Genomic DNA, 23,219 nt, shown 5'->3' with positions numbered 1-23,219 from the left:
TTCTTGTGAAGCTGCGCCTTGTTGAGAAATTGAGATACAGAATAGCATGTCCTCTATGCCTATGTTCTTGTCTTTCCCTTTCAGATCTGCGGTTCTTCGTATGATATAAATATACTTTTATCTCCCAATATGGTATACTCCACGCGAGACCGCTCGTCTGGATCGTAGAAAACAGGATCTGGAAGGAGAGGCGGTTTGTGGAATTCATTGTGATCTTGTTCCGTACTGTCTTTGTAGAATGTTAGTTGAGTTTTGGAACGTATGCGAAAGACTGAGAATTTAACACGTCCATTGGTGACGGGAAACCTGGAAGCTGTGCGGCCGGTGGCCTGGAAGCGCTGGCTCCATCTGGCCCATCTCGCTTTCTTTGGCATGCTCTTTGCTATCGTTGGCTGGAATGAGGTGATGCGGGGCGGCTCATGGTATCATCATGGGGCGATGGCTGCACTTGCGTTCCTCTGGTGTATATGGTACTGGTTTATGCTGGTGCGACATCCACAGTGGTGGCGGCGCGTCGGGTTGATGCTCTGCTACAATGCGGGGGCGTTGCTCCTGCTCGGGGCGCTGGTCTGGCTGAATTCCGCCTGCTGGCCGCTGGTCTACCTGTTCTATCCGCAGGTGTTTGCCGTCCTGCCGCTTGGTTGGGCGATTCCGGTTGGTTTACTGGCCGGAGGGCTACATGTCGGCATGCGTTATGTGCTGGATCAGCAGCCATTAGGGTTCTTATTGCTCAATGTGGTACTCGCGCTCGTGGTCTATGCTGTGGTGACGACAGGAGCCATAGCGCTGGTCCAGTTGCATCTTGAGCGCAACGCCTTGCAGGATGAGCTGCGAATCACCCGGAAGAAACTGGCAGAAGTCAGGCGTAGAACGTATGCGCTGGAAGACCAGCAGCGTCAGTTGCGTACCGTGCACGATAATCTGACTCAAGGACTTATCAGTATTGTGATGCATCTCGCGGTCGCAGATAAAATGATGCCAAGGAACACGTATAGCGGCAGTCGACAACATGTTGAGCAGGCACGAAGCGTCGCCCGGGAAAAATTAGCCGATGTACGGCGCTGGCTGAAAAAGACCGGTCAGCACGATGCCCTTCCTCCTGAGCTTCCCGTGACCGAAGAAATAGACCTGGTTTCCTCGCTTGTACAGGAAGAAAAGTCATAACGGTCATGTGTAGGACAGACCACGGCTGAGAGGAATTGCAGTGTGCGCTTCCTTCTCAGCTATTTTTTGCATGTATTGCTGTTCTTTTTCTCCACTTTATGTTGATAATGTAGCGGGGCAGTGGAACGCCTGGTCTGATTTGCTCGACGTGCCCTGAGTGAAGTGATACAATGACTTTCATTGGTAGATTCTCCTGATAAGAGAGACTGAACGCAACTCCACAGGTACTATTGTAAGGAGAAACGCATGCCGCGAGGTCGAAAAGGATTGCCTCAAGAGAGTATAGATAGCATTTTGCTGGCGATGTGTCGCCGTAATGATATAGAGCAAGAAACACTGGCGGGGTATTTTGATCGTCTGGATGAGGAATGGACGAGAGGGGCTCGTGAAAAGGTCCTGAATTTGCTGCGTTCCTCTGATATGATGGCGCAACGGGCGGCTCTGGTTATCCTCTCAGAGCTGGCGACCGATTTTGATATAGAGGAACTGGAAGATTTTGTGACGGACCCTACGGTGAGTGATGTCGCCAAGCTGTCGCTTTCTCCATTGTTAAAAGAATTGGGCTCTGAACTGGCTGAAGATGGGTTGGTTGAATACCTCAATGATCCTGTCGGAGCGATGCAGCGAATGCAGATGCGCCTGCTGGAACTGGTAGGGCAGAGTGAGCGTGGGACTGAGGCCGTCCTGGTTGATGTGACCTCAATGCCTGTTGAGCGCCGTATTTCTTTTATTCAGTGGCTCGGCAATAGCAACGATCCGCGGGCTGCAAACTTATTGATCCCGCTGCTGGAAAATCAGCCGAGTAAGGTAGTGACGGTGATTATTGATGCGCTGGAACAGCTTGGCGCGATTGCGGCACCGCGTTCGGTTCCGGCTCTTCGCCATCTGATCGCCACTACCTCGAATCGCCAGCTCAAGCGGCAGGCTCGCGTCGTGCTTGGTCGCCTGACCATGTTGACGGCCCCGGGATTGCTGGATGAGATGCCTGAAGCACTGACGCTCGCTGATCTGCCGCCATTTCAGGCGCGGGTGAGCTTTCTCGATGGAGCTGGCTCGCAATTTATTCTGCTGCTCTGGAAGCGCCCGGATGGCCTGTTGAAGGGTGTAAATATCTTCTATCGGGATCAGATCGGGATCAAGGATTGTTACGGTATCGATGAAATGGAGATGCAGCAGCTCGGTCGAATAACGGGTGATATGCATGAGCAGGGCATTCATAGCGTTGAGGTGCCGTTCTCGTTTGCGCGCCTGCTGATTATGGAGGCTCGTGCTGTCAACAAGCGGACGCGGCGGGCGTTGCCTATCTCCTATTCAATCTGGCGCCCGTTTATCGAGTTTGAGCCTATTTCCAGGAAAGAGAAGGCCTCATTGCCGCCCGCCATCCTGGAAACGCTGCCTCTTGATGAGGAGACGCGAGCACAGGCACAGAAGGGCGGAGACCTGTACCAACTGCCCGAGTTTTATTCCTGGTATTTTGAAACGATCCAGCAGTTGGAACCATACATTAACCGCTATTGGAACGCCTGTAGTGCGCTGGAAGCTCCGAATGCGAGCGCGAAGTTGCTGAACGAGGGGCGCAGTCAGGAGCAAGTGAAACAGGAGCTGCTTGAGGAACTGGTAACTGAGGCTCTGGAGAAGCTCTTTGATGAGAAATGGCGGGTGCTGTATGCCGAACGTCTATTGCGTCAGGCGGCGGTGTTTCAGCTTGTTGGGCGTGAGGATGTGGCGCATATTATCCGAGCTGTTGCGACCGTCATGAAGCCCGCTAGCGGTGTTGTAATATCCGAGCAGGCATTTCCGCGTATGATGATGCAGCTCTCTATCGAGCAGGGGCCATTACGTATGATGGTCGAGGCGTTTGGGGATAGTTCGCTTGGGGATCAGGATCTCAGGGCGTTGGCCCATGATCTGGTGGGCGAAGACGATAACTGAGCAAAAGGCAAGGCCGGGCAATACACCCGGCCCTCTTTTTTCTCAGGATGAGGTTGCTTTCAGTGGGGCTTTGAGCACGGCCTGTGCCGCGTACTCACCACTATGCATGGCTCCCTGAATGCTGCTGGACTTGGTGTATTCTCCGGCAAGATAGAGTCCCTCTATTTCAGTTGTGTTGTCCGGAAGCGAATCATAGATGCCAGCGGGCTGTGCAAACTGAGCAAAAGGAATGCGATAGACGGCCAGCGTTTGCCAGCTCTTGAGATCATGTTCCGGGAACCAGCTTGCGATCTCGGTCAGGCTCCGTTGCGCAATTGTGTCATCGTCCTCAGTTGGATTGCCGAGGATCGTTGCCGAGAGCAGGTGCTTGCGGCGTGGTGCATAGCTTGGCGCAATATTGCTCAGGAGCGTGGCATTGTTCACATAGGCGTCTGGATTGGCGTTCAGCAGGATTTTCCGCTGTGAATAGAGCCGGGTGTCACCCGCGAAGTACACACAGACACAACCGACGCCTTCGATAGGAAGCCCCTTTCCATGCTGTCCGAGGAGTTGAGAGGCGACGGGAGCCGGGGTCGCGAGAACCACCTGCTCCGTGTGGATCTCTTCGCCGTTTGTCAGTTGTACACCACGAATGCGCTGTCCCTCAATCAGCAGCCTCTGCACCCTGGCATTAAAGCGAATAGCGCTTCTGGGAATGTGAGACGCGATCTGTTCTGGAATGCGCTGTATCCCTTCAGCAGGAAGTACGATATCACCGGTAGCCAGCATCTTAAAGAGAAACTGGAACATCCGGGCGCTGGTATGCATTTCACGCTCAAGGAAGATACCACCGAAAAAGGGGCGTATAAAGTTATCAATGAACTTTTGCGAGAAGCCCTGTCGGAGCAGGTAGGCCTCTGTGCTTTCGTCCTGTCCATGTGGTTGGTTGGCGCCGGAAAAAATATCACCGGCGGAATACTTTTGGAGTTGTGCCCGTAATGTAACTGTCCTGGCTTTGTCGGTAGCTGGAATCAGCGGATTGAACAGGCTTGGAAGCAGCCCTTTGGGATCGCGGAGGGGATCACTGATCTCGTAGCGTTTCCCGTTCTTGATCAGGAGTGCACCTGGCTCAAAGGAGCGCTGTTTGAGCCGTTCAAGGTTGAGGTGCCGTTTGAGAGCCGGATAAGCCGTAAACAGCACCTGAAAGCCGCGATCGAGTCGATAGCCATCTTCATGATAATCTGTGCGCAGGCGACCGCCGACCTGATCTGCCGCCTCTAAGACAAGTACCTGCTGACCTGCTTCTACAAGCTTCTTCGCACACGTAAGCCCCGCCAGGCCAGCTCCGACAATAAGTATCATCAGTTACTCCTTACCACAAGGGATTGATTACTAGTCCGGTGATGAGTTTCGGATATATATAGGTTGATTTCTGTGGCATACGGTCATCTGCCTGTGCCACATCGCATACCTGTCGCAGTGGAGTGCTGTTCAACAGGAGAAGAGCCTGTATGGAGCCGTTTTGAAGCTCGTCCAGACTGGCTTGCAGTTCATGATTATAGCGAACATACTTGCCCGCGGCCATATCCTCAGGTGTCAGGCCAAGCAGCGCTTCAAAGATCAGGCGTTGCGCAATCGCGACATCCAGCCGTTCCCAGGCTGCTGAATGTCCGCTGTTCTGCATGGCGGCGCGTCCCTGGTCGTGGAGACGTAGCAGCAGCGTGTGCTCTTTGGTCTTCAGGATAAAGGATGGTTGGGCTTGGCCTGCCTCATCCAGCCGGGCCTGTAGGGCCTCATCTGTGTGCAGTGGCTCGACCTCGAAGAAGCTGCCAAGCTGCTCCGGTGTGAGTGCGCTTAGCCCTTCAGATGGGAGGTTAAACAGCAGGCGATGTGTGGGCATGACGACGAGTCCGGGGTCATCAATATCAATCAATGCCATCATAGTAAAGTTGGCAGCATCTTCGGGCGATAGTTCGCGGCCCCGGCTGGCAACAAGCTCATTCCGATAGTTCAGGCCGGTCTCATAGCGGTGGTGGCCGTCGGCGATATACAATTGTCTCTCGGCGAAGAAATCACGAATCAGCGCAATCTGCTCTTCGTCATAGATAGGCTGGAAGCGGTGCTCAACCTTCTCTTCGTCAACGAACAGGACTTGAGGCTGTAGTGCGTACTCGCTCAAGAGGCGGCGCATGCGGCCCTGTGGGTCCTCATAAAGGCTCATAATTGGGCTGAAATTCGCAACGCAGGCGCGATATAGGCTGAGGCGATCATCTTTATCTTTTTTGCGTGTGTGTTCATGAGGCAGAATGACCCGTTTTTCCCAGGGTTCCAGGCGCACACGAGCAAGCAGGCTGGTGCGTGTGTAGGTTTTGCCTCCCTGCTGAAATAGCTGCTGATAAAGGTAATAGCAGGGCTTCTCTTCCTGCTGGATGACGCCTTGAACACGCCATTCCGCCAGGGTGGCAGCGGCGCGCGTGTAGACGTTGTTCAGCTCATTATCGTTCGGTTCCGCTTTGCCAAGCTCAAGCCGCACGATGTTATAGGGGTTGCGCTGATAGTAGCGCTCCTGTGCCTCTTTGCTGATGACATCGAATGGAGGGGTAACAACTTGTGCAAGATCTTCTATTTTCTCATGCGCATAGCGCAAACCGTGGAGCGGTCTGACATCTGCCATAATGTATCGCTTCTCCATCTTTTCTTATCTACGTCCAGCACGCATGGAGCGGGCCTGCCTGGCAATCGGAAATGCTCTATGCCACTCTATTGTATCACGTCTCTCTATAGCAGTCTTTCTTTTTCTCGCTGCCCCGACCTCTTCTCTCCTGTTCAGCTTGTTTCTTGAACAGAGAAACGGTGTTCCAGCCGATGCTTGACAGGATTTGGTCGGCTGTGTTATGATGAAGCTATAGAACAAATGTTTGAAATTGAATATGCTCTCCCTTGACCTCATGATATTCTCCTTTGCTTCCCGCATGGCGGTCGGGTATTCCTCTCTCTCCCCCCGACCGCCGGGGAGGCACCTCTTCTTTCCTCTCGTTCCTGTTGCTTGACCCTCTGCTTGCTCAAGCGCTACAATGGAAGGGCTTGTGATGAAACTGGAATTTGAGGGAGAGAGGCCATAGTATGTATACGATCGTAACGTATCTGGGAATGCTTATTGCTGCTGGAATTCTCTTCTGGGGCGTCTGGCTGGTAACGAGAAGATATCTGGGTCGGAAAAAGGTGCTGCGTGGGCGAGTAATGAACGACTGGGTCCCCTTTGATCCCGCGACAATGGAAGATGATGAAGTTGCCGGGACGCCCTCTGATCTCTCCACGCGAGCCCGGCAAAATGGGCATTTCTCAACCGAGAAACACCCCCGGTATTAATAGAGGCAAGAGCGTTCAGTCTCGTTTCTTGTTTTCTTCGAGCAGGCGAACGACCTCTGCCAGAACATCTTCTGCGTTCAGATCGTTATGGAGCTCATTGTCTGGAGGCGGCACAGGACTGAAGGTGGTAGTATTGAGCGCTTTTCCGCGCTGGAAGAATTCCTGTTCGCATTCTTCCAGGGCTTCGTGGACACTTTTGTGCCCATAGAGGATACGTGGCAGGAGGCTCTGATAGATACCAATCGTCTGCATGATTGCGCGAGTGGCGAGCTGGAACTGTTCAAAGCTCAGGCCGTTGTCGGCGAGCGGAATCGTTTCCTCAAGGCGGATCTCGCCATCATTAAGATCAAGGCCAAACTTGCCAATAGCGATCCGATAATTGACGGCCATCAGGGCTTCAAGACACTCCTGGCGTTTATACAGGCCAAGCGTCGCGATATGGGGGACAATAAACATCAGTTTTCGGGTCTCTCCGCTTTGATGGAAGCCGATAATCAGGCGCCATTGCCCCTGTTCTCCATGAAAGGCCATTTCGACGAGCTCTTGTTTTTCATTCACGTTTGCGACTTTCAGGCCCATCTGTGTGAGGTATTGGATAAGGTGTGAAAGGCCAAAGTGTTCTGGCATGCGCTAACGCTCCTCAAATAATTGATGTAATAATACCTTTTTATACGCTTGTTGTTATAGTAGCTATACATTCAATGAAAGAGTAACAAAAAGGATAACCTGTAGATAAAACTGTTGAGAGCCACAACGCATCTGCACGCAAGCAAAAAGCGGAAGCTCCCCCCAAAGTATACCATATTGTAGAGATGATGTCGTGGGTCTTCGCTCGCAATCTGGAGCGTGGCATGTCATTCGGCCTCGTGGTTGCATGAACACGGAAGCGGGTTATAATAGTTGTATTACCAATCTGCATCTATTTCTTTCTGTGCGCGGGAGCATACTGAAAAGAGAGGCTCTGGTACTGAATTATTGCTTGTAGGAGAAGAGTTCTATGGTTGATCTGAATTCCCTTTCCTTTGAAGAAAAATTACAGCTCGGGGCGGAGAATGCGGTCAAGTGTATGGGGGTGTCCGAGGGCGATCGTGTGGTGATTATAACTGATTATGCACGTGAACATATCGCAAGTCGCGTGGCGGCAGCCGCGCTAAAACGTCATGCCGCCGTTTCTGTGTGCTTCCTTGAGCACTATGGGAACCGCCCTCTCACCAGCTTTTCCGATGAGTTCCGCAATGATCTGATTCAGGCCAAACCGACGGTAACCTTCTATATTGCCACTGCTCAGCCCGGTGAGATTGCGTTCCGTATTCCTCTGTTGCCGTTCCTGGTCAATGAGTTGCGTGTGCGCCACGGGCATATGATCGGTATCGATGACCAGTTGATGACTGAGGGTATGTGTGCCGATTACGACGAGGTATTCAAAGTCACCAACCAGGTCTACGAACTGGTACGCAATGCAAAGACTATCCATGTGACCTCACCCAAAGGTACCGATGTCAGCGCCACCTTCCACCCGGACTGGAAGTGGATCCCCTGTCATGGACGCTATACCGAGCAGGGAAAGTGGGGCAACCTGCCCGAAGGAGAGGTATTTACTGCCCCTGCGACCGTTGATGGCACACTCGTGTGTGAAGTGCTTGGTGACTATTTCTCGGAGAAATATGGCGTCTTGAAGCAGCCGCTGACGATCAAGGTCAAGGATGGTTATATTACCGAGGTCAGTAGCGAAAACGAGGCCCTGGCAAAGGAAGTACGCGACTACTTCTTCTCAGTGCCGAATGGCAACCGGGCGGGTGAGTTCGCGATTGGCACGCTGACCAGCCTGAAGAAGCTGACTGGTAATCTCTTGCAGGATGAGAAAATGCCGGGACTACACGTCGCTTTCGGTAACCCCTACCCGGAGTTTACCGGCGCTGATTGGGATGCTTCGATTCACGTTGACGTCATTCCTACATGTTGTACAATTGAAGTAGATGGAAAGACGATTATGCGTGATGGAGCCTTCGTAATCTAGTATCGTCTTGTAGTGCTACAGACGATATATAGAGCAAGAAAAAGCAAAGAAAGCGCCTGACTAATGCCGGGCGCTTTCGGGCTCTACTCTCTCTGCTTGCCTCTGATACGGCACCCTGCTGAGGATGAGCGGCAGCGTGAGCATTTTCGGGACTGACCGTTTTTTCTTTTTTTGCTGCGAGAGAGGAGCGTAACGTTGACCGCTGTGAGAGGTGAACACCTTATCGGGAAGGAAATCGGTTCCTGCATCCTTGAACGGGTGCTGGGGTGTGGGGGATCAAGTGTTGTGTTTCTGGCTCAACAGCGGAGCCCGGAACGAAAAGTAGCCGTAAAGGTCTTTCTCCCTCGTGCCAACCTGGAACAACAGGTATTACGCAATTATTATGAGCGTTTCTTACATGAGGCTGAAACGGCCAGCAAGCTTGACCACCCGAATGTTCTGCCTATTTATGCCTATGGCGAGCAGGACGGATTGCCCTATATTGTCATGCCCTATATGTCCAGAGGCACGCTCTCGGAGTATGTTGCTCAACATGGTCCTCTCTCGCTGCTGGATGCCCAGTGGTATCTTGAACAGATCGCCTCTGCATTGACTCATTTGCATGAACAGGGCTGGATTCACTGCGATATCAAACCGGCGAATATTCTGATTGATGAAGAAGAGCACGCAATGCTGACCGATTTTGGCATTGCGCAGAAAGTGCAATCGCTGCATCCGACGGAACAGGGAAACTTCTTGATGGGCACTCCCGATTATATTTCTCCTGAGCAGGCAATGGGTGCTGTGCTTGATAGTCGCTCAGATATCTATTCTCTGGGGGTCGCGTTCTTTTTCCTGCTGACTGGACAACTCCCTTTTAAAGCTTCAACGACGATAGCCGTTGCATTGATGCATGTGCATGATCGACCTCCTCGACTTACATCGTTGCGTGTGGATATACCATCGGAGATTGATGCCGTGCTTCAGCGGGCGCTGGAAAAGAAGCCAGAACGCCGTTTCGCCACACCGCTCCAGTTCAGCGAGGCGTTTACAGAAGCGGTTAATCTCTATTATTACCGTGAGCAGCGAGAGCAGAAGAAACGCAGCAAGCGCCTGTTACAGGCCGTTGCGCCGCCCGCTGTACCCGAAGATGAACAGCCAACGCTCGATACTGGCGATCAGATATCGCTTCCAGCTAGAAAGAGGATAACCCCTGCACGCGTGGTCTCACTGCTGTCGCTCCTGTTGGTCGTCATCATCGGCGGATTCGCTGGCGCATTGCTCTACCCGCGACTTTTTACGGTTCCCGAGGTAAAAGCGACACCGACGCCTCTGCCTATGTATCAACCGGCTACCGGAGAGGCGCTTGATCTTCTGACAAGCTGCGATAGCTGGCCGAAGAGTGGATCCTTTTTCTATGACAGCCGAAGCAGAGCTTATCATGTCTTGAATCGGACACCGCAGAATGTGCCGGTGGTCTCGCTTTGCCCTCTGCATAGCTTTCGAGACTTCCGCTTACAGGTTGAGATGAAGCAGATCAAAAGTCCGAAAAATGGGCGTGATAACTATGGCGTAATTTTCCGTTCGGATCCCGGGCAGTCGCACTACTACCTCTTTGAGATTCTGGGTGATGGTTCCGGTCAGTATGCCTTTTATCGCTATGAGGGCAAATGGAATCCACCGTTAGCGCTTGGTGCCTTTCCCGATTTTAAGCCGGGCTTGCAGCAGGCAAACACCCTGACGATTGAGGCCCGGAATAATACTTTTATCTTCGCACTGAATGGGCGCTCGCTTGGGCCACCCGTTGTGGATCCCGGGCATACCGCTCCAGCGGCTGGCCTGATCGGCTTCTTTGTAGAGGCAAATGGAGTTGAGGTGGCTTTCTCAAAGGTGATGATTGAGTCACGGGGAGCAGGGCGCTAATGCCCGCTCCCTTTTGTAGGCGAAGTGAGCGTTTAGCTTCCAAAGGGGAACGAATAGCGTGTCGGGAAAAGGATTTTTAGCAGCGCTTCCCCTTTGCTGTTGGCCAAGACATCCGGGAACATCCGGCGCAGTTCATCCAGACCCCGGTAGCCGAACAGGAGCTTGAGAAATGCGCCATATGGGAATGCGCCATCCGTTTCATTCTCGAATGGCTTCAGGCGGAACTTCTCAATGTTCGCCAGATGGCCTTCTTTGAAAACCAGACGTATACAGCCCCGATAGAAGTTAAGCTTGAGCTCTCCGCTGTAGTTCTCCATTGCTGTGCCGATCAGACGCTGTTCCAGCACGGGCGTGATCTTTTTCAGGAATGCAGGGAGATCGGGAACGCGAATATACCAGGCGTACGGCTGCTCCTGCTTGCTGATAAGATCCTTGCCAAGCGCGTCATAGACTGGATGCTGTCCGCCCAGATGGAAGGTAATCTCTTTTAAGGGATGTTGCCTTATTCCGCTTGGAAGCTGCTCGCCCCAGGTTTTGAGTGCGCGTAGCAATGAGGGCATCAGCACGGACAGCGGTACTCCGGGCTGCACATCCAGCAGGAGTACTGGGAGCTCACTGCCCCATCGGTTGCCCGGCACCATCAGGAAGCCCTGACCCTTGCCTGCTGCATCGGCGATAATGCGAATGCGGAAATAGCCGCGGCGGCCAGACTGTTCCTTTTCTGCATTGATATGATAGCGCCAGAAGGCTGCGGGCACCTCGCACCATACCAGGCTCTGTGGCTTACGGCGGCTATAGCAGGACTCGATCAGCGGCAGATCGTCTTCTGTGGCTTCGCGCAGGCTATAGGGCTCGGATTCACCCTCTTTCAGTTCCGGGACGGCATGAGCGGAGACCAGACATTTGCCCCCGAGGTCAAGAGCATACTCATAGCCAAATTGACGATAAAAGTTCGGAATGCCGGTAATTGCCTGAAGGAGATCCTGATTGGCGGCACTGCGTTCGTGCAGCAGCTCAAAGACGCGGCGAACCAGACCCTGATTGCGATACTCGGGGTCGGAGGCGACGATTTCGGGTCGCCCGACCGGGATTTTGATGCCATCATAGCTCCATGTCTCTTTCAGGTAACAAGAGCAGGCAACGACGGGCTTCCCCTCCTTACTGGTATCCTCAACAAGGGCGTAATCGTTGGGGCCCATTGCCGGGTGTGAGCCGCTCATTAAACGTATCACGGTATCATACAGGCCCTGGTGAAGTGGGTCAGTCTCCTTTTCGCGGAAGGCCTTGCCCACGAGATTGGCGATACGGGGCGCATCCGCGGCAGTGGACCAGCGTAACACCAGGCCATTGCCAAACTCATAGGAGCTCTTTGATGGTGAAGAGAGAGTCATACAAGTCCTCATTTCTAGTTGTTCATGATAAGGGAAACAAAAAAACCGTGGCAGCCATCCACGGTTTTCAGAGAGAGCGGCATCTATATAGCAGTTCTATCATCTGGTGCGTGTAATGCTTCTCTGAAAACAGGCAGAGTGGGCCCATCCTTGTAGGGAGCGTGAGAGGAGACGTGGGTGAAAGCGACGACCATAAAGAGGCTCCTCTGTTGCTGGAATGGGGTGTAAAGCTGCTGCAACACTGGAAATGCCTCCTTTCGATCGTGCTATAATAAGGGCGATGTCACTTCAACTATACCGGGTTTACTGATACTTTGTCAAGGTTACGAGTGACCCCGGCAGGCGTAAAAAGCAATTGACATCGTTTGTGCAACCCTCTATACTGAAACAGACCAAAAATAGAACGTAGCCACTGTGCTGGCCCTCATGGGGGGATAGCATAGTGTGCAGAGGAGGATATCTGGCCCATGACCTACGTAATCACTCAGCCCTGCATCGGCGTGAAAGACGCATCATGTGTTGATGTTTGCCCGGTCGATTGTATTCACCCTTCTGCTGACGAGCCCGGATATGAAGATGCCGAGCAGTTGTTCATTAATCCAGATGAGTGTATCGACTGTGGGGCCTGTGAACCCGCTTGCCCTGTGACTGCCATTTTTGAAGAGTCTGCTGTTCCCGACGAGTGGAAGCAGTTTATTAAGATCAACGCTGATTTCTTTAATGGCTAAGCGGAATCGCAAGTGAATTGTCACTTTCCAAAAAGAAGCGAGTGGGGTGAGCGCTTTTTTTGCTGAGGGCTTACCCCATTCAGTGTTCTATATCTCTTCGTGTGTGATATAATACATGTGCTACTGATTGCTGTACGCACATATTCTTCGTGATGGAGCGAACCCCAATGCCTGTAACTCGACGTAAACGCGCCAACCCACCTGAACAGCCAGAAAACAATAATCATCAAACTGCTGAACAGCAGGAAACAGCCTCGGTTGAGCATCCTGTTTCCGGGCGTTCTGCCGATGTTTCAGCTCAGGCAGAACAGGTGGAGAATCCCGGTCAGGAAACGCCTGCTGTGAGAGGAGAGAACGGTATCTATCAGCAACAAATGCCCCAGAATGGTGGCTCATACAATGAGCGTTCAGAGATGGAGCCTGTGGTCAGGCGCCCGACGTTCCGACGTCCTCAATTGTCGTCATCGAATGCGTCTCAGTCGATGCAGCAGCAGAGCCTGCCTGCCTCTATGACGACGCCTTCTCATGCACCATTGCCCACGCCAACCCACGAGATTACATTACCGCTTGGGAATCTCCTGCATCTGGCCTACAACCCGAGCTATACCGGGGCGGAAGAGGCTCGCAATGCGCTGATCCATAAGCTGGCCCACGAGAGTAAGTCCGGTGGACGTGCTCGCTGCTGGAGCTGTGGATCACTTGCTGTGGCTTATGATCACTGGAATACCCGCAGCAAGAGCTTTGGTGAAGTAGGGATTGCTTTCTGCGAAATTTGTGGCGTGTGGAGCGTTTTATAGTCAGGGATTTCTTGATATCCGTCTGTAATGACCTGTTGTGCTGCTCCTGCAACCTGTAGCAGTGATACCCTGCGGAGAGAGCAGATAGACGCGCTTGCTATTCAGCATGTGACGGAAGAAGAGAAACTCTGTTTGGATTCTGTTGTATCGATGTCGTGCGTATCGGATGCAGCAAGGAGATCGGCATGACAACAGACAAGAATGGGCTGGCTACAATAACCTGCCCGCGGTGTGGTGGAACTATGATCAAGCCTGCTGGAAGTACCTTCTACTGGCACGCTTCAGCGAATCATCCGCCCTGTACAATCACAAATATTCCGGAAGGCGTCTATACAACGACGAGTGGTGGAGAGGCTGACCCCGTCCTCTCTTCTTCCAATGAGGAAAGTCGTATCCAGTCATAATACCGGTTGGTTGCGGTTGCCAGTTTGATGAAAAGGCCGCTTGTTCGTCCAGACTCTTTGAGACGACGCAAGGGCCTTGCCACTGTTTTTGGTTCATCTCTGGTAGAGTGCAACTTCTCTCATCCTGATGCGTATAATAACCAGGGAAGAACCTCTTCAGTAGCTGGAGTATTGAGCGTATACTGAAGAGGCGCTTGGTATTGGCTTTTCTTCTACTGACCGTTTCGACCGGTTGAGTTCTCGCCGCGAGGTGTAACTATGTACAATCCGAATAACAACCCCTATGGTGGCTGGGGAAGGGGACCATATCCTCAACAGCAGCAACAACAAGGTGGTTATAATAACTTCGGCACACGCTATCAGTTCCAGACTGCGCCCTATGCTGGCCCGTTGCAGTCAAGCGATCTGATCAGTAAGGTGATGGGCCTGCTGGCCTTTTCCTTTGTCTTCGCTTCGGCGGGGGCCTGGGTCGGCATGTATGTGCTGCATCTGACGTTTATGACGTATCTTATCGTCGCCATCCTCGGTCTGGTTCTGTTGATTGCGTTGCAGGCAATGATTCAGCGCTATCCCGCAAACCTGATCTTGCTATATGCCTTCACTTTCCTGGAAGGCTTATCGCTCTCGCCGCTCCTGGCGTCCTATGTCGCTTTTGCGCCGACGATTTTGTTGCAGGCGTTCCTGATTACAGCCGCTACTTCTATCGGCCTGTCTATCTATGCCTGGACAACAAAACGCGATTTTACCCGATTGGGAGATTTTCTGTTTGTCGGCTTGATCCTGTTGTTGATCGCTGGCATTGTGAACATCTTCTTCCATTCAACCATCTTTTCGCTCATCATTTCGATTGTCGGCATCGGCATTTTTATGGGCTATATCCTGTTTGATATCCAGAAGGCGAAGTACATGGCGAACACGCTGCCCAATGCCATCGGGCTGACGGTGTCGATGTTCTTGAATGTGCTGAACCTTTTCCTCTACATTCTGCGTCTGCTGACAATCTTACAGGGAAGTGATAGGGATTAGAGCGCCACAAGGGGAAACGATGGGAAAAAGGTTCTCTTTCCCCTTGTCGGATGAAAGTCTCTCTTCGTATACTATTAGGGAGAGCAGAACCGCCGCAGTGTTGTTGTAGAGCTTGACCGCTGATGAGAAGGAATAGAATCTTTTCCTGGTTTTGTTCTCCTCAATAGATGCAGGTTAAGGACCATTTGGGGCTTGACGTAAGCGCGAAATGCATCTATTATGTTCTTGGGAAAGTGAGTAGTTTGCATTATGGAACATGCTAATCTCTTCCACGTTGGAGATCAGGATTTTGAGGAGAAGGTGCTAAAATCCTCAACACCTGTGATTGTGGATTTCTGGGCTTCCTGGTGTGGGCCTTGCCGGATGCTGGCCCCGCACTACGAGCGCTTGAGCGATGAATATGCCGGTCGCTTGAAATTCGCGAAGATGGACGTTGATGCCAACCCGCGTACGCCGGGTAGCTATTATGTCCAGGCCATCCCGACCCTGCTGGTCTTCAAGGATGGTCGCGAAGTTGGCAAACTGGTCGGCCCGCATCCAAGCCGTCTGAAGCCTGAGATTGACCGTATTCTTGCGGAAAATGGGGTTTCTGCCGTTTAAACCCCACTTCGCGGTCTGGTCCCGTTCAGATCTTTTTCAGAAGAAGTTCAAAAGCTCTGAAGTTCTGGGGCCAGACCCCGATTCTTTCGCAATTCCTACTCGACGCATTCCTTTTTTTGTGATATATTCTTGTCATACTATACATATCACATTTTTAACTGTTGTATGGACATAAGGGGAACCGTATATGCCAATTCTAGAACGATCCAATCCGTTACCACTCTACTATCAGTTGAAAGAAGTGCTGAAACAGCAGATCCACTCAGGGCATCTTGCGCCGCATACGGCCATTCCGTCTGAGCCCGAACTGGTGGCTCAGTACCATGTGAGCCGCGCGACCGTCCGTCAGGCCCTGACCGAGCTGGTTCATGAAGGCCTGCTGTACCGTCAACATGGCCGCGGCACTTTCGTTTGTGAGCCTCGTGTGCAGCAGCGCGTGGCAAGCGAGCTGAAAAGCTTCTCCGAGGAATTGCGCCGGCGCGGTCTGAAGCCCGGCGGAATGCTGCTGGTTAGCGAACTGGTGCGCGGCTCTCAGCACGTGCGTGAACAGTTGCGCCTGAACGATGAAGAGCAGGTCGTGCGCCTGGAGCGTATCCGCACCGCTGATGGCGAGGCTATTGCCTATGAAGTCAACTATTTACCCTATCCTCGCGCCATGAACGTGTATCAGCGCGCGAAAGAGGCTGCTGATGGCTCGCTCTATCAGTTGATGGCTTCTGAGGGCATGGTTCCATACATGGCCGAGCACGTTTTTAAAGGCGACAAGGCAAACGAACGTGAGATCGACCTGTTGAAGATTCCAGCCGATGAGTGTGGCATGCGCGTGGAGTGCACCACCTTTGACGAGACCGGTGCGCCTATCTCCTTTACCGAGGCCTTCTATCCCAGCTCGCGTTACGAGTTCCAGTTGACTCTGCGTGTCGCGTCGAAGTAGTTCTATCCGCTGTGACCCATAGGTACCGGGTGTACCTATGGGCTACAGGCTCTTTGGCTGGTTGTATCATGAAAAGGGAGGTCAGTCGTTGTATATGCATGGATATGCAACGACAGGACACGAAGCGGGACCGCAAGTGATCGTGTCTCGGGCGCTCTGCCCTCCTGGTACATCACAGGAAGAAGCTGTAGCCTGTCCTTCAATTTGTTTGTTTTTCAAAAACACGGGGAGTAATACGTGTCGCAGATGGATGATAAGACTCCAGAAGATCGCGCAGATCAGGAGCAAACACAGCAGGTGGCCGATGAGGTCCAGATGTGGACAGATAAGGGCAATAAGGCGGCAGAGGCTGGCAATTATGAGGAGGCTGCCGATTGTTTCGAGCGTGCAGTTGCCGCAAACCCTGAAGATGCCCGAGCCCGCTATAACCTTGCCCTTGCACAGCAATATCTGGATGATACCGAGATGGCGATTGCCGGATATCATCGCGCCATCGACTTGAACCCGAACTTGCTGGAAGCCTATGAGAATATGGCGAATCTCTATGGCGAGTTAGGGATGTATGAAGACTCACTGGAATATTTCCAGCAGGCTCTGGAACTGGATCCGCAGAACGATGAACTCTATGTGAACATTGGCGATACCTATCGCTTTTTGAACCTCTATCGCGATGCGATCCAGTCATATCGCCATGCCTTGATTTTGAATCCTGACAACACTCGTGCATCAGATCAGCTTCAGGACGTACGTGAGCGTGTGAACGATCAATTGCGTCGCATGATGGATCAGGAGCGCCGCATTGATGAAGATCCGGCTGACGCCTCGCGCTATGCCGAACTGGCGAATATCTACCTTGATATGCACCGTTATGACGACGCGTTCTCACTGGCCAATCAGATGATCTCACTTGAGCCAGAGGGACGTGTTGGCTATGACGTGCTGGCCGCTGCTTATGAGCAGATGGGCAATGCTGAGGAGGCCGCGAAGGTCTACAATCACATTGTCGAGCTGGACCCTGAGGATGCCGAAGCCTGGGAAAAACTTGGTTTCTGGCGCTCGTTGCAGGGTGACGAGGGTGGGGCGGTTGAGGCCTATATTCGCGCGGTACAGCTTGATCCCAATCGCACAACCGCACGTTTTAGTCTTGCTGAGGCGTATCTGGATGCGGGGCGCTATGAACTGGCCCTCCCCATTTATCAGAACCTTGTGGAGAACAGCGAGGGACTGCTGAATGAGGACGATCATGCTGCCGCACTGGCCGGACTGGCCGAGACGTACAATACGTTAAAGCGCCATGATGAGGCCCGCCAGACCGCAGAGAAGATGCTGGAACTCTTTAAGGACGATGCCGAGGGCTATTATCAGCTTGCTACTGCCTATGACGGGCTTGGCGACAATGAGAAAGCGATTGAAAATTATCTCAACGCGATTGAGTTGGAGCCGCTGAACGCTGATTACTATAACGACCTCGCTGATTCACTGCGTAAAGCAGGCCGTCTTGATGAGGCGCTCGAATATGCCCATCAGGCGATTGCACTGGATTCATCCCTGACGGAGGCCTACGAAACGCTGGTTGAAGTCTATCGCGCGATGGGTCGCGAGGATGACGCGAAAGCTGCTGAAGAGCAGGTCCAGATGTTGCGGGGTTCGTCCGGCGCCTAGACGACAAAACAAACGAGTTACAGCACAACAAAGCTCCCTCTGGCGCTTTTCCTGCCGGGGAGCTTTTCTTTTTGGCTCAGGCCTCCAGTTTTGGTTCAATGGTATCTGCAAAGGTTTCGAGGTCGTGCGCCGTTCGCTGCAATGAGGCGTGCAATGCGCGTCTATCAATGGTATGTGGCTCATAGAGCAGGCTGTCACGCTGGTTTGTAATATGTTCAAGCTTATAGGCCAGCGGACGCGGAATGATCTGCTCTGTGGCGATGATGCCGAGCAGGTCGTGCTGTTCCTCGGGTTTGCGCAGGCTCAGCGCCGCAATGAGCATTGCGCACAGTTGTAAGCAGGCCTCAATCGCTTGCAATAGATAGCGCTCTCCTGCTCCGTACAGGCGATAATTGGTCGCAAACTCGTCTCGCTCCTTCTCGCCTAACTCCCTGAGTATTATGGTGGCTTCGCGCAGGTTTTTGAGTTGTTGCCGTGCAATCTCCCGGTTGAGCGAGAGGAGCTGCCCTTTGAGCCGCCGCCCGAGCGCCTGGTTCTGGATGTCATTGTATTTGCGGTAGTCCAGGTAGTCCATGACGGCGCGGGTCTCGAACATGATGCGCTTCTTCTCATCGCGACTATAGAGCAACTGCCCGTATTTAATGACATGCGATTTCAGCAGTAACGAGGCCTTATTTAAGATCAGGACGTCGATATTGTCCGATTCAAGGCGTTTCGCCAGTTCGCTGAAGAAGTAGAGTTGATATTCAAGAAATTGATCGGCTTTAATTTGCTCCATCAACAGGATAGCAATATCTACATCGGAGAAATCGCCGAATGGGGCACGGTTGGAGAGTGAGCCCGCGAGGTATGCAACAGTCACCGGGTTTTGTGCGAACAGTTGTGTGAGTTGGGTGTGCTTCTCGAATAGATTCATCAACGACCTCCAAGATATATCCTGGCTTGCCCAGGTCGTTGTTAGGTCTTACCAAAGCTATTCCGAATATTCGCCTTCTATTGCTTGAGGACTACTCTATTCTTTACTAGAACGAGTCGCTTTCTTCTTCCATTGTACCATAAAAAGAGCTTGTCGGAGAAAGAGGGGGAAGCCTTGCGCTCTCACCCCTCTACCCATGCTTCCCCGTCTGTCGCTACCTCCTTTTTCCAGATCGGGACTGTGGTCTTGAGCGTATCAATGATATAACGGCAGGCTTCGAAGGCTTCGGCGCGGTGGGGACTGGCAACAACGATAATCACGCTGGCCTCACCGATTTCCAGTCGTCCAAAGCGGTGCGCTACCGCGATTCGATCAACGCCCCAGCGCTTGCTGGCTTCCTGAATAATTTGCTGAATTTGTGGGTACGCCATCTCTTCATAGACCTCATACTCAAGATAGCGAACCTGTTTGCCACGGGCGTGATTGCGCACGACTCCCTCGAAAACGACGATCCCGCCAACGGTAGGATCGCTGACCGCCGCTACCAGTTCATCACGCTTCAGTGGCTCGCGTGTAAGTTGGATAATCGGGTTCATACGTGTTTCCTCCGGGGTTGACCACCTCCCATTGGGGGAATAAAGACAAGCTCATCTCCCTCATGCAGCTCGGTCTCAGGTTGCACATAGGCCCGGTTGACCGCGCATAGGCAGCGCTCCAGAATGGGCCGCAACGGCGGATAATGGTCCAGCAGCAGGGTGCGAATATTGGCAATGGTGCTACCCTCGGGAACGGTGAGCGTTTCTTCATTCTGGCCGGTCACTTCGCGCAGTGACGCAAAATAGCGAATTCGAATCTTCATGTTTGAGAGTATAACACAAATCGTCTTCCTTCAGGGTTGTGCTTTTGGCGCTTTCCGGGTACATTGAAGAAGAAGTACCTGTATTTGAAAGCGTTATCATAGGAGAACGAGAGAATGAACGAGAACCAGAGCTGGAATGAAGAAAGCTCTGCCATATTCCTTGCATATGCAGATCTTTTTGTCCCGGCACGGGAGGAGCAGTTCGCCTCGTTGATCTCGCTGCTTCCTGCGCGTCAGGATGAGTCTTTTACTGTTGTTGAACTGGCGGCAGGAGCTGGCGTGCTGGCAGAAGCGATTCTGGAGCGTTTCCCTTTCTGCCGCTATCTGGCACTTGAACCATCACAGGCGATGCAGGGGCAGATGCGGCAGCGGCTGGCACGCTTTGCGGACAGGTTGGAAATACGCCCATTCCAGATGGAAGAACTGGCATGGCGGGCGACCTTGCCAACGCCGTTGCGCTGTGTGGTATCGTCGCTGTGTGTTCACCATCTGACGGATGAGGAGAAGGCGACGCTGTTCAAAGACCTGTTTTCGCTGCTCTCTCCTGGTGGTGCGCTGTTGCTCGCGGATATCGTCAGGCCGCTGACTCCATTGGTTGCACAACACTATGCACAGGAATATGATGAGATCGTGCGGCAGCAGAGTTTGCTTCAGTATGGAGATGAAAGCGGTTTTCAGCGTTTCTGTGATGAGCGCTGGAATTACTTCCGTTACGAGTATGAGGATCCCGCTTCAACCGATAAGCCTTCGCTGTTAAGCGACCAGCTCCGCTGGCTCAGTGAGGCCGGTTTCACCGCTGTTGACTGCTTCTGGTTACGCGCTGGCCATGCGGTATTCGGGGGATATAAAGCGTAGCGTGTAGAGGAAGAAACATGCACAATACATGCAACTATCATAGGGGGTAATGAAATAAAGGAGGCCTCTGAAATGTTGTCATAAGTAGAGGGTTATAGAATACACGACATTATTTTCTTGTATCATTGATCGAAGTTGCCTTCGCGCCTCTCTCGATCATGTTTGTACCTCTCCTCGTTACCCATCTTCTTGAGAGGGCGGGTCGGTTGTAAGGATGAACCGACCCGCCTTTTCAACATGCAGGCCAGTATGGTCTGCTTTTTTTATGTCTATGAGCTTCTCAGGGCTATTGTACAAATGGGCTGTGTCTGCGTTTTTATTGTGTAGAGTATTTCCGTTTCGGTTTGCCGCCAAAGAAGAGAGCTGTGTTACAATAGATCAATCCATGTCAGAGGAGGAAAGTTTTTTATGCAAGTGAATATCGTGCAACGCCCGGCATATTCCCTCGGGGTGCTGACACTTGCGCCGAATGAGCCGATTCGTGCGGAGAGTGGCGCGATGGTCAGCATGTCCTATGGAATCACGCTTCAGACGAATACTGGTGGTGGAGTCTGGAAGGCGTTGAAGCGGTCGGTAGTTGGGGGGGAGTCGTTCTTCCAGAATGTCTATGTTGCGCCCCCTCAGGGGGGAGAGGTGACGGTTGCGCCCTCGTTGCCCGGAGACTTGTACCTGTTGAATGTGCATCAATATGAGCAATATTTCCTGCAATCTGGTGCATATGTCGCCTCTGAACTCTCTGTAGAGTTTGATACCTCGTGGGGTGGTGCCAGAAGCTTCTTTGGCACTGGCGGCGGCCTGTTTATGTTGCGCACTGCGGGAAATGGCCAGATTGTTGTGTCTGCTTATGGCGCGATTATAGAGCGCGTGCTTCAGCCCGGTGAGGTTTATACGGTTGATACCGGCCACATTGTCGCCTTTACGCAGAACATGCAGTTCAATGTGCGCCCTGTTGGTGGTCTGAAATCGACTTTCTTCAGCGGAGAAGGTCTGGTCGTCGACCTGACCGGGCCGGGGCGTGTGCTGATTCAGACGCGATCGATCAGCGCGTTCCTGGACTGGCTGATTCCGAAAATTCCCAAACGCGAAAACTAGGCTGTGGGCGAGCAGAGTGTCCTCTACCCTGCTCGCCTTTTTTATGATATACTCATCTAGAATGATCTCGCATCATTCTAGCTTGAACGAATTGGAGGTGCCCCAATGGGTACCAGCATCCGCACCCCTCAGCTTGCGTAGTTGCGCTGAGGGTACCTGACAGTTCAAAACCGTTTTTGAGAGAAGAGCCCTATCGCTTTATTCCTCGCTTGCGATAGTGTTTTACTTACCCCATTTTTGGTATTCCTCCGTCCCTATGTGACGCTCTATGCGCAACTACCCTCACCTTCATCTGGATCCGTTTTTTATGCGCATTTTGAAGGAGCGTAGAGTGAAATTTCCTGCTTTTTTGCGGAAGGGATTGCTGAATCGATCCTTTGCCTGGCTCTGGGCCGGGCAGACGGTCTCTGCTTTTGGCTCACATATTACAGCCCTTAGTGTGGCGTTGGTGGCGCAATTTGCGCTTCATGTCCAGAGCTTTGAATATAGCATCTTGATGTCGCTGGAGGCACTACCAGTGCTATTGTTTAGCTCGCTGGCTGGCGTCTGGGCTGATCATGTGTCGAGGCGTTCGTTATTGCTCTGGGCCGATGCAGGTCGGGCGGCGCTTCTGTTTCTTGTGCCACTGGCTGCGTTCTCTGGTTGGTTGCGTATCGAATTGCTGTACGGGGTGGTGTTGCTGGTCGGGGTGTTGAATGTGCTGTTTGCGGTCGCGTATCAGGCATTCTTGCCCTCGCTGGTATCTGAAGAGCAACTGGCGGAGGGTAATAGCAAGCTGGCATTGAGTGATGCGCTGGCCGAAATTCTAGGCCCATCGCTGGCGGGTGTTCTGATTCAACTGCTGACCGCGCCTTTTGCGATGCTGTTTGACGCGTGCTCCTATCTTGTTTCGGCGGCCTGTATTCTGTTTGGTATTCGGACAGAAGCAAAGCCTGAAGCGCGAGAGGAGGGGGCGGGAAATGCGTTTGCGGGCTGGCGCGAGATCTGGCGCTTCCCTGCTCTGCGGGCTCTTGCCTGCTATGTGACACTGCGGAGCTTCTGCGGAAGTGCGTTTGTGCTGTATATCCCCTTTCTGATTGATGAGTTGCATGTGTCCTCGCTCGCCCTGGGGATCATTATTTCCGCGGGTGGAGCCGGGGCATTACTTGGGTCGATACTGCTTTCTCGGTTGGTGGCTCGCTACAGGAGTGTGTCCTTGCTCCTCTGGGGAGCGCTGATTCATACCGGGGTAAATCTGTTGAACCCGCTGCTCCCTGGCTCCCTGGCGCTTACGTCTGTGCTGCTGTTCGGGATACAGCTTGTTGGCGATGCTAGCTACGCGATCTATAGTGCCAGTGAGATCACGCTGCGTCAGCGACTGGTTGCGGATGAGTACCGTGGGCGGGTGAATGCCTGTCTGCATCTGCTGGAAAACGGGATCGCTCCTCTGGGAATGGTGCTGGCAGGAGGAATTGCCCGGAGTGTCGGGGTGCGCCCGGTACTGTTGATTAGCTCGCTTGTGGCGCTTGTCCTCGGAGGCTGGCTGTGGTTCTCGCCTGTACGTCGGGTCAGGCTGTAGGGCAAGAAAGAGCCCTCTGACTTCTTCTCAGAGG

The 23,219-nt window shown here is 52.6% G+C and carries 22 protein-coding genes; 15 read left to right on the top strand and 7 right to left on the bottom strand.

Annotated features, from left to right (window positions below; all coding sequences use genetic code 11):
- Nucleotides 1-261: 261 nt before the first annotated feature.
- Nucleotides 262-1,164, top strand: a complete 903-nt coding sequence (locus tag EI42_RS02410; protein ID WP_111318457.1) for a histidine kinase — start codon at nt 262-264, stop codon at nt 1,162-1,164.
- Nucleotides 1,165-1,410: 246 nt separating this feature from the next.
- The gene (locus tag EI42_RS02405; protein WP_111318455.1) at nt 1,411-3,096 is read left to right on the top strand and encodes a HEAT repeat domain-containing protein; all 1,686 of its coding nucleotides are present in this window, start codon (nt 1,411-1,413) and stop codon (nt 3,094-3,096) included.
- Between the two features lie 42 nt (nt 3,097-3,138).
- Here the strand turns inward: EI42_RS02405 and EI42_RS02400 are convergent, their stop codons facing one another.
- Together EI42_RS02400 and EI42_RS02395 are read right to left on the bottom strand one after the other, a co-directional pair.
- A complete protein-coding gene (locus EI42_RS02400) occupies nt 3,139-4,437 on the bottom strand; it encodes an NAD(P)/FAD-dependent oxidoreductase (RefSeq protein WP_111318453.1) in 1,299 nt (432 codons plus the stop codon).
- Nucleotides 4,438-4,447: 10 nt separating this feature from the next.
- Nucleotides 4,448-5,749, bottom strand: a complete 1,302-nt coding sequence (locus tag EI42_RS02395) for a DUF1015 domain-containing protein (RefSeq protein ID WP_170142297.1) — start codon at nt 5,747-5,749, stop codon at nt 4,448-4,450.
- 449 nt (nt 5,750-6,198) lie between these two features.
- Here EI42_RS02395 and EI42_RS02385 point away from each other — a divergent pair, with 449 nt between their 5' ends.
- Nucleotides 6,199-6,444 (top strand): hypothetical protein, encoded by a 246-nt coding sequence (locus EI42_RS02385; RefSeq protein WP_111318448.1) that lies wholly within the window; start codon nt 6,199-6,201, stop codon nt 6,442-6,444.
- 15 nt (nt 6,445-6,459) lie between these two features.
- Here the strand turns inward: EI42_RS02385 and EI42_RS02380 are convergent, their stop codons facing one another.
- Nucleotides 6,460-7,071, bottom strand: coding sequence for a YbjN domain-containing protein (locus EI42_RS02380; protein WP_111318446.1), 612 nt, complete (start codon nt 7,069-7,071; stop codon nt 6,460-6,462).
- A gap of 370 nt (nt 7,072-7,441) precedes the next feature.
- Here EI42_RS02380 and EI42_RS02375 point away from each other — a divergent pair, with 370 nt between their 5' ends.
- Both EI42_RS02375 and EI42_RS02370 read left to right on the top strand, forming a co-directional pair.
- A complete protein-coding gene (locus tag EI42_RS02375) occupies nt 7,442-8,461 on the top strand; it encodes an aminopeptidase (protein WP_111318444.1) in 1,020 nt (339 codons plus the stop codon).
- Nucleotides 8,462-8,665: 204 nt separating this feature from the next.
- A complete protein-coding gene (locus EI42_RS02370; protein ID WP_246046395.1) occupies nt 8,666-10,363 on the top strand; it encodes a protein kinase domain-containing protein in 1,698 nt (565 codons plus the stop codon).
- Between the two features lie 32 nt (nt 10,364-10,395).
- On the opposite strand, the gene EI42_RS02365 is transcribed toward EI42_RS02370, so the two are convergent.
- Nucleotides 10,396-11,754: a GNAT family N-acetyltransferase gene (locus EI42_RS02365; RefSeq protein WP_170142295.1), complete on the bottom strand. Its 1,359-nt coding sequence runs from the start codon at nt 11,752-11,754 to the stop codon at nt 10,396-10,398.
- A 467-nt stretch (nt 11,755-12,221) separates the two neighbouring features.
- Here EI42_RS02365 and EI42_RS02360 point away from each other — a divergent pair, with 467 nt between their 5' ends.
- The 7 genes from EI42_RS02360 to EI42_RS02330 all read left to right on the top strand — a co-directional run bounded on the left by EI42_RS02360 (nt 12,222) and on the right by EI42_RS02330 (nt 17,905).
- The gene (locus tag EI42_RS02360; protein WP_111318438.1) at nt 12,222-12,482 is read left to right on the top strand and encodes a 4Fe-4S dicluster domain-containing protein; all 261 of its coding nucleotides are present in this window, start codon (nt 12,222-12,224) and stop codon (nt 12,480-12,482) included.
- Nucleotides 12,483-12,649: 167 nt separating this feature from the next.
- The gene (locus EI42_RS02355; RefSeq protein WP_111318436.1) at nt 12,650-13,279 is read left to right on the top strand and encodes a hypothetical protein; all 630 of its coding nucleotides are present in this window, start codon (nt 12,650-12,652) and stop codon (nt 13,277-13,279) included.
- 185 nt (nt 13,280-13,464) lie between these two features.
- Nucleotides 13,465-13,683: a hypothetical protein gene (locus EI42_RS02350; RefSeq protein ID WP_111318434.1), complete on the top strand. Its 219-nt coding sequence runs from the start codon at nt 13,465-13,467 to the stop codon at nt 13,681-13,683.
- 258 nt (nt 13,684-13,941) lie between these two features.
- Nucleotides 13,942-14,709, top strand: coding sequence for a Bax inhibitor-1/YccA family protein (locus EI42_RS02345; protein WP_111318432.1), 768 nt, complete (start codon nt 13,942-13,944; stop codon nt 14,707-14,709).
- Between the two features lie 249 nt (nt 14,710-14,958).
- Nucleotides 14,959-15,309 carry a thioredoxin gene (gene trxA / locus EI42_RS02340; RefSeq protein WP_111318430.1) on the top strand — a complete coding sequence of 117 codons (351 nt, stop codon included), beginning with the start codon at nt 14,959-14,961 and terminating at the stop codon, nt 15,307-15,309.
- Nucleotides 15,310-15,496: 187 nt separating this feature from the next.
- A complete protein-coding gene (locus EI42_RS02335; RefSeq protein ID WP_111318428.1) occupies nt 15,497-16,243 on the top strand; it encodes a GntR family transcriptional regulator in 747 nt (248 codons plus the stop codon).
- Nucleotides 16,244-16,489: 246 nt separating this feature from the next.
- A complete protein-coding gene (locus tag EI42_RS02330; protein ID WP_111318426.1) occupies nt 16,490-17,905 on the top strand; it encodes a tetratricopeptide repeat protein in 1,416 nt (471 codons plus the stop codon).
- A 76-nt stretch (nt 17,906-17,981) separates the two neighbouring features.
- Here the strand turns inward: EI42_RS02330 and mntA are convergent, their stop codons facing one another.
- From mntA to moaD, 3 genes are all read right to left on the bottom strand, one after another.
- Nucleotides 17,982-18,821, bottom strand: a complete 840-nt coding sequence (mntA, locus tag EI42_RS02325; protein WP_111318424.1) for a type VII toxin-antitoxin system MntA family adenylyltransferase antitoxin — start codon at nt 18,819-18,821, stop codon at nt 17,982-17,984.
- Between the two features lie 182 nt (nt 18,822-19,003).
- Complete coding sequence (locus EI42_RS02320) at nt 19,004-19,417, bottom strand: molybdenum cofactor biosynthesis protein MoaE (RefSeq protein ID WP_111318422.1); 414 nt, start codon at nt 19,415-19,417, stop codon at nt 19,004-19,006.
- Complete coding sequence (gene moaD / locus EI42_RS02315) at nt 19,414-19,680, bottom strand: molybdopterin converting factor subunit 1 (protein ID WP_111318420.1); 267 nt, start codon at nt 19,678-19,680, stop codon at nt 19,414-19,416. The genes EI42_RS02320 and moaD overlap by 4 nt, the downstream gene beginning before the upstream one ends.
- A 114-nt stretch (nt 19,681-19,794) precedes the next feature.
- On the opposite strand from moaD, the gene EI42_RS02310 reads away from it, so the two are divergent.
- From EI42_RS02310 to EI42_RS02300, 3 genes are all read left to right on the top strand, one after another.
- Complete coding sequence (locus tag EI42_RS02310; RefSeq protein ID WP_111318418.1) at nt 19,795-20,535, top strand: class I SAM-dependent methyltransferase; 741 nt, start codon at nt 19,795-19,797, stop codon at nt 20,533-20,535.
- A 408-nt stretch (nt 20,536-20,943) separates the two neighbouring features.
- Nucleotides 20,944-21,627: a TIGR00266 family protein gene (locus EI42_RS02305; RefSeq protein ID WP_111318416.1), complete on the top strand. Its 684-nt coding sequence runs from the start codon at nt 20,944-20,946 to the stop codon at nt 21,625-21,627.
- Between the two features lie 331 nt (nt 21,628-21,958).
- Nucleotides 21,959-23,185 carry an MFS transporter gene (locus EI42_RS02300; protein ID WP_170142294.1) on the top strand — a complete coding sequence of 409 codons (1,227 nt, stop codon included), beginning with the start codon at nt 21,959-21,961 and terminating at the stop codon, nt 23,183-23,185.
- Nucleotides 23,186-23,219: the final 34 nt, after the last annotated feature.

Source organism: Thermosporothrix hazakensis, assembly GCF_003253565.1.
In the GTDB taxonomy this organism is placed as follows: domain Bacteria; phylum Chloroflexota; class Ktedonobacteria; order Ktedonobacterales; family Ktedonobacteraceae; genus Thermosporothrix; species Thermosporothrix hazakensis.
The sequence above is the reverse complement of the archived record's forward strand: the minus strand, read 5'-3'. Positions and strand labels throughout refer to the sequence as shown.

Bases quoted from the DNA above. Each gene is read 5' to 3' on its own strand.
- EI42_RS02310 (WP_111318418.1), top strand. From the start codon at position 19,795: ATGAACGAGAACCAGAGCTGGAATGAAGAAAGCTCTGCCATATTCCTT.
- EI42_RS02360 (WP_111318438.1), top strand. From the start codon at position 12,222: ATGACCTACGTAATCACTCAGCCCTGCATCGGCGTGAAAGACGCATCA.
- EI42_RS02385 (WP_111318448.1), top strand. From the start codon at position 6,199: ATGTATACGATCGTAACGTATCTGGGAATGCTTATTGCTGCTGGAATT.
- EI42_RS02355 (WP_111318436.1), top strand. From the start codon at position 12,650: ATGCCTGTAACTCGACGTAAACGCGCCAACCCACCTGAACAGCCAGAA.
- EI42_RS02330 (WP_111318426.1), top strand. From the start codon at position 16,490: ATGGATGATAAGACTCCAGAAGATCGCGCAGATCAGGAGCAAACACAG.
- trxA (WP_111318430.1), top strand. From the start codon at position 14,959: ATGGAACATGCTAATCTCTTCCACGTTGGAGATCAGGATTTTGAGGAG.
- EI42_RS02350 (WP_111318434.1), top strand. From the start codon at position 13,465: ATGACAACAGACAAGAATGGGCTGGCTACAATAACCTGCCCGCGGTGT.
- EI42_RS02320 (WP_111318422.1), bottom strand. From the start codon at position 19,417: ATGAACCCGATTATCCAACTTACACGCGAGCCACTGAAGCGTGATGAA.
- EI42_RS02410 (WP_111318457.1), top strand. From the start codon at position 262: ATGCGAAAGACTGAGAATTTAACACGTCCATTGGTGACGGGAAACCTG.
- EI42_RS02395 (WP_170142297.1), bottom strand. From the start codon at position 5,749: ATGGCAGATGTCAGACCGCTCCACGGTTTGCGCTATGCGCATGAGAAA.
- EI42_RS02305 (WP_111318416.1), top strand. From the start codon at position 20,944: ATGCAAGTGAATATCGTGCAACGCCCGGCATATTCCCTCGGGGTGCTG.
- EI42_RS02365 (WP_170142295.1), bottom strand. From the start codon at position 11,754: ATGACTCTCTCTTCACCATCAAAGAGCTCCTATGAGTTTGGCAATGGC.
- EI42_RS02375 (WP_111318444.1), top strand. From the start codon at position 7,442: ATGGTTGATCTGAATTCCCTTTCCTTTGAAGAAAAATTACAGCTCGGG.
- EI42_RS02335 (WP_111318428.1), top strand. From the start codon at position 15,497: ATGCCAATTCTAGAACGATCCAATCCGTTACCACTCTACTATCAGTTG.
- moaD (WP_111318420.1), bottom strand. From the start codon at position 19,680: ATGAAGATTCGAATTCGCTATTTTGCGTCACTGCGCGAAGTGACCGGC.
- EI42_RS02345 (WP_111318432.1), top strand. From the start codon at position 13,942: ATGTACAATCCGAATAACAACCCCTATGGTGGCTGGGGAAGGGGACCA.
- mntA (WP_111318424.1), bottom strand. From the start codon at position 18,821: ATGAATCTATTCGAGAAGCACACCCAACTCACACAACTGTTCGCACAA.
- EI42_RS02405 (WP_111318455.1), top strand. From the start codon at position 1,411: ATGCCGCGAGGTCGAAAAGGATTGCCTCAAGAGAGTATAGATAGCATT.
- EI42_RS02400 (WP_111318453.1), bottom strand. From the start codon at position 4,437: ATGATACTTATTGTCGGAGCTGGCCTGGCGGGGCTTACGTGTGCGAAG.
- EI42_RS02380 (WP_111318446.1), bottom strand. From the start codon at position 7,071: ATGCCAGAACACTTTGGCCTTTCACACCTTATCCAATACCTCACACAG.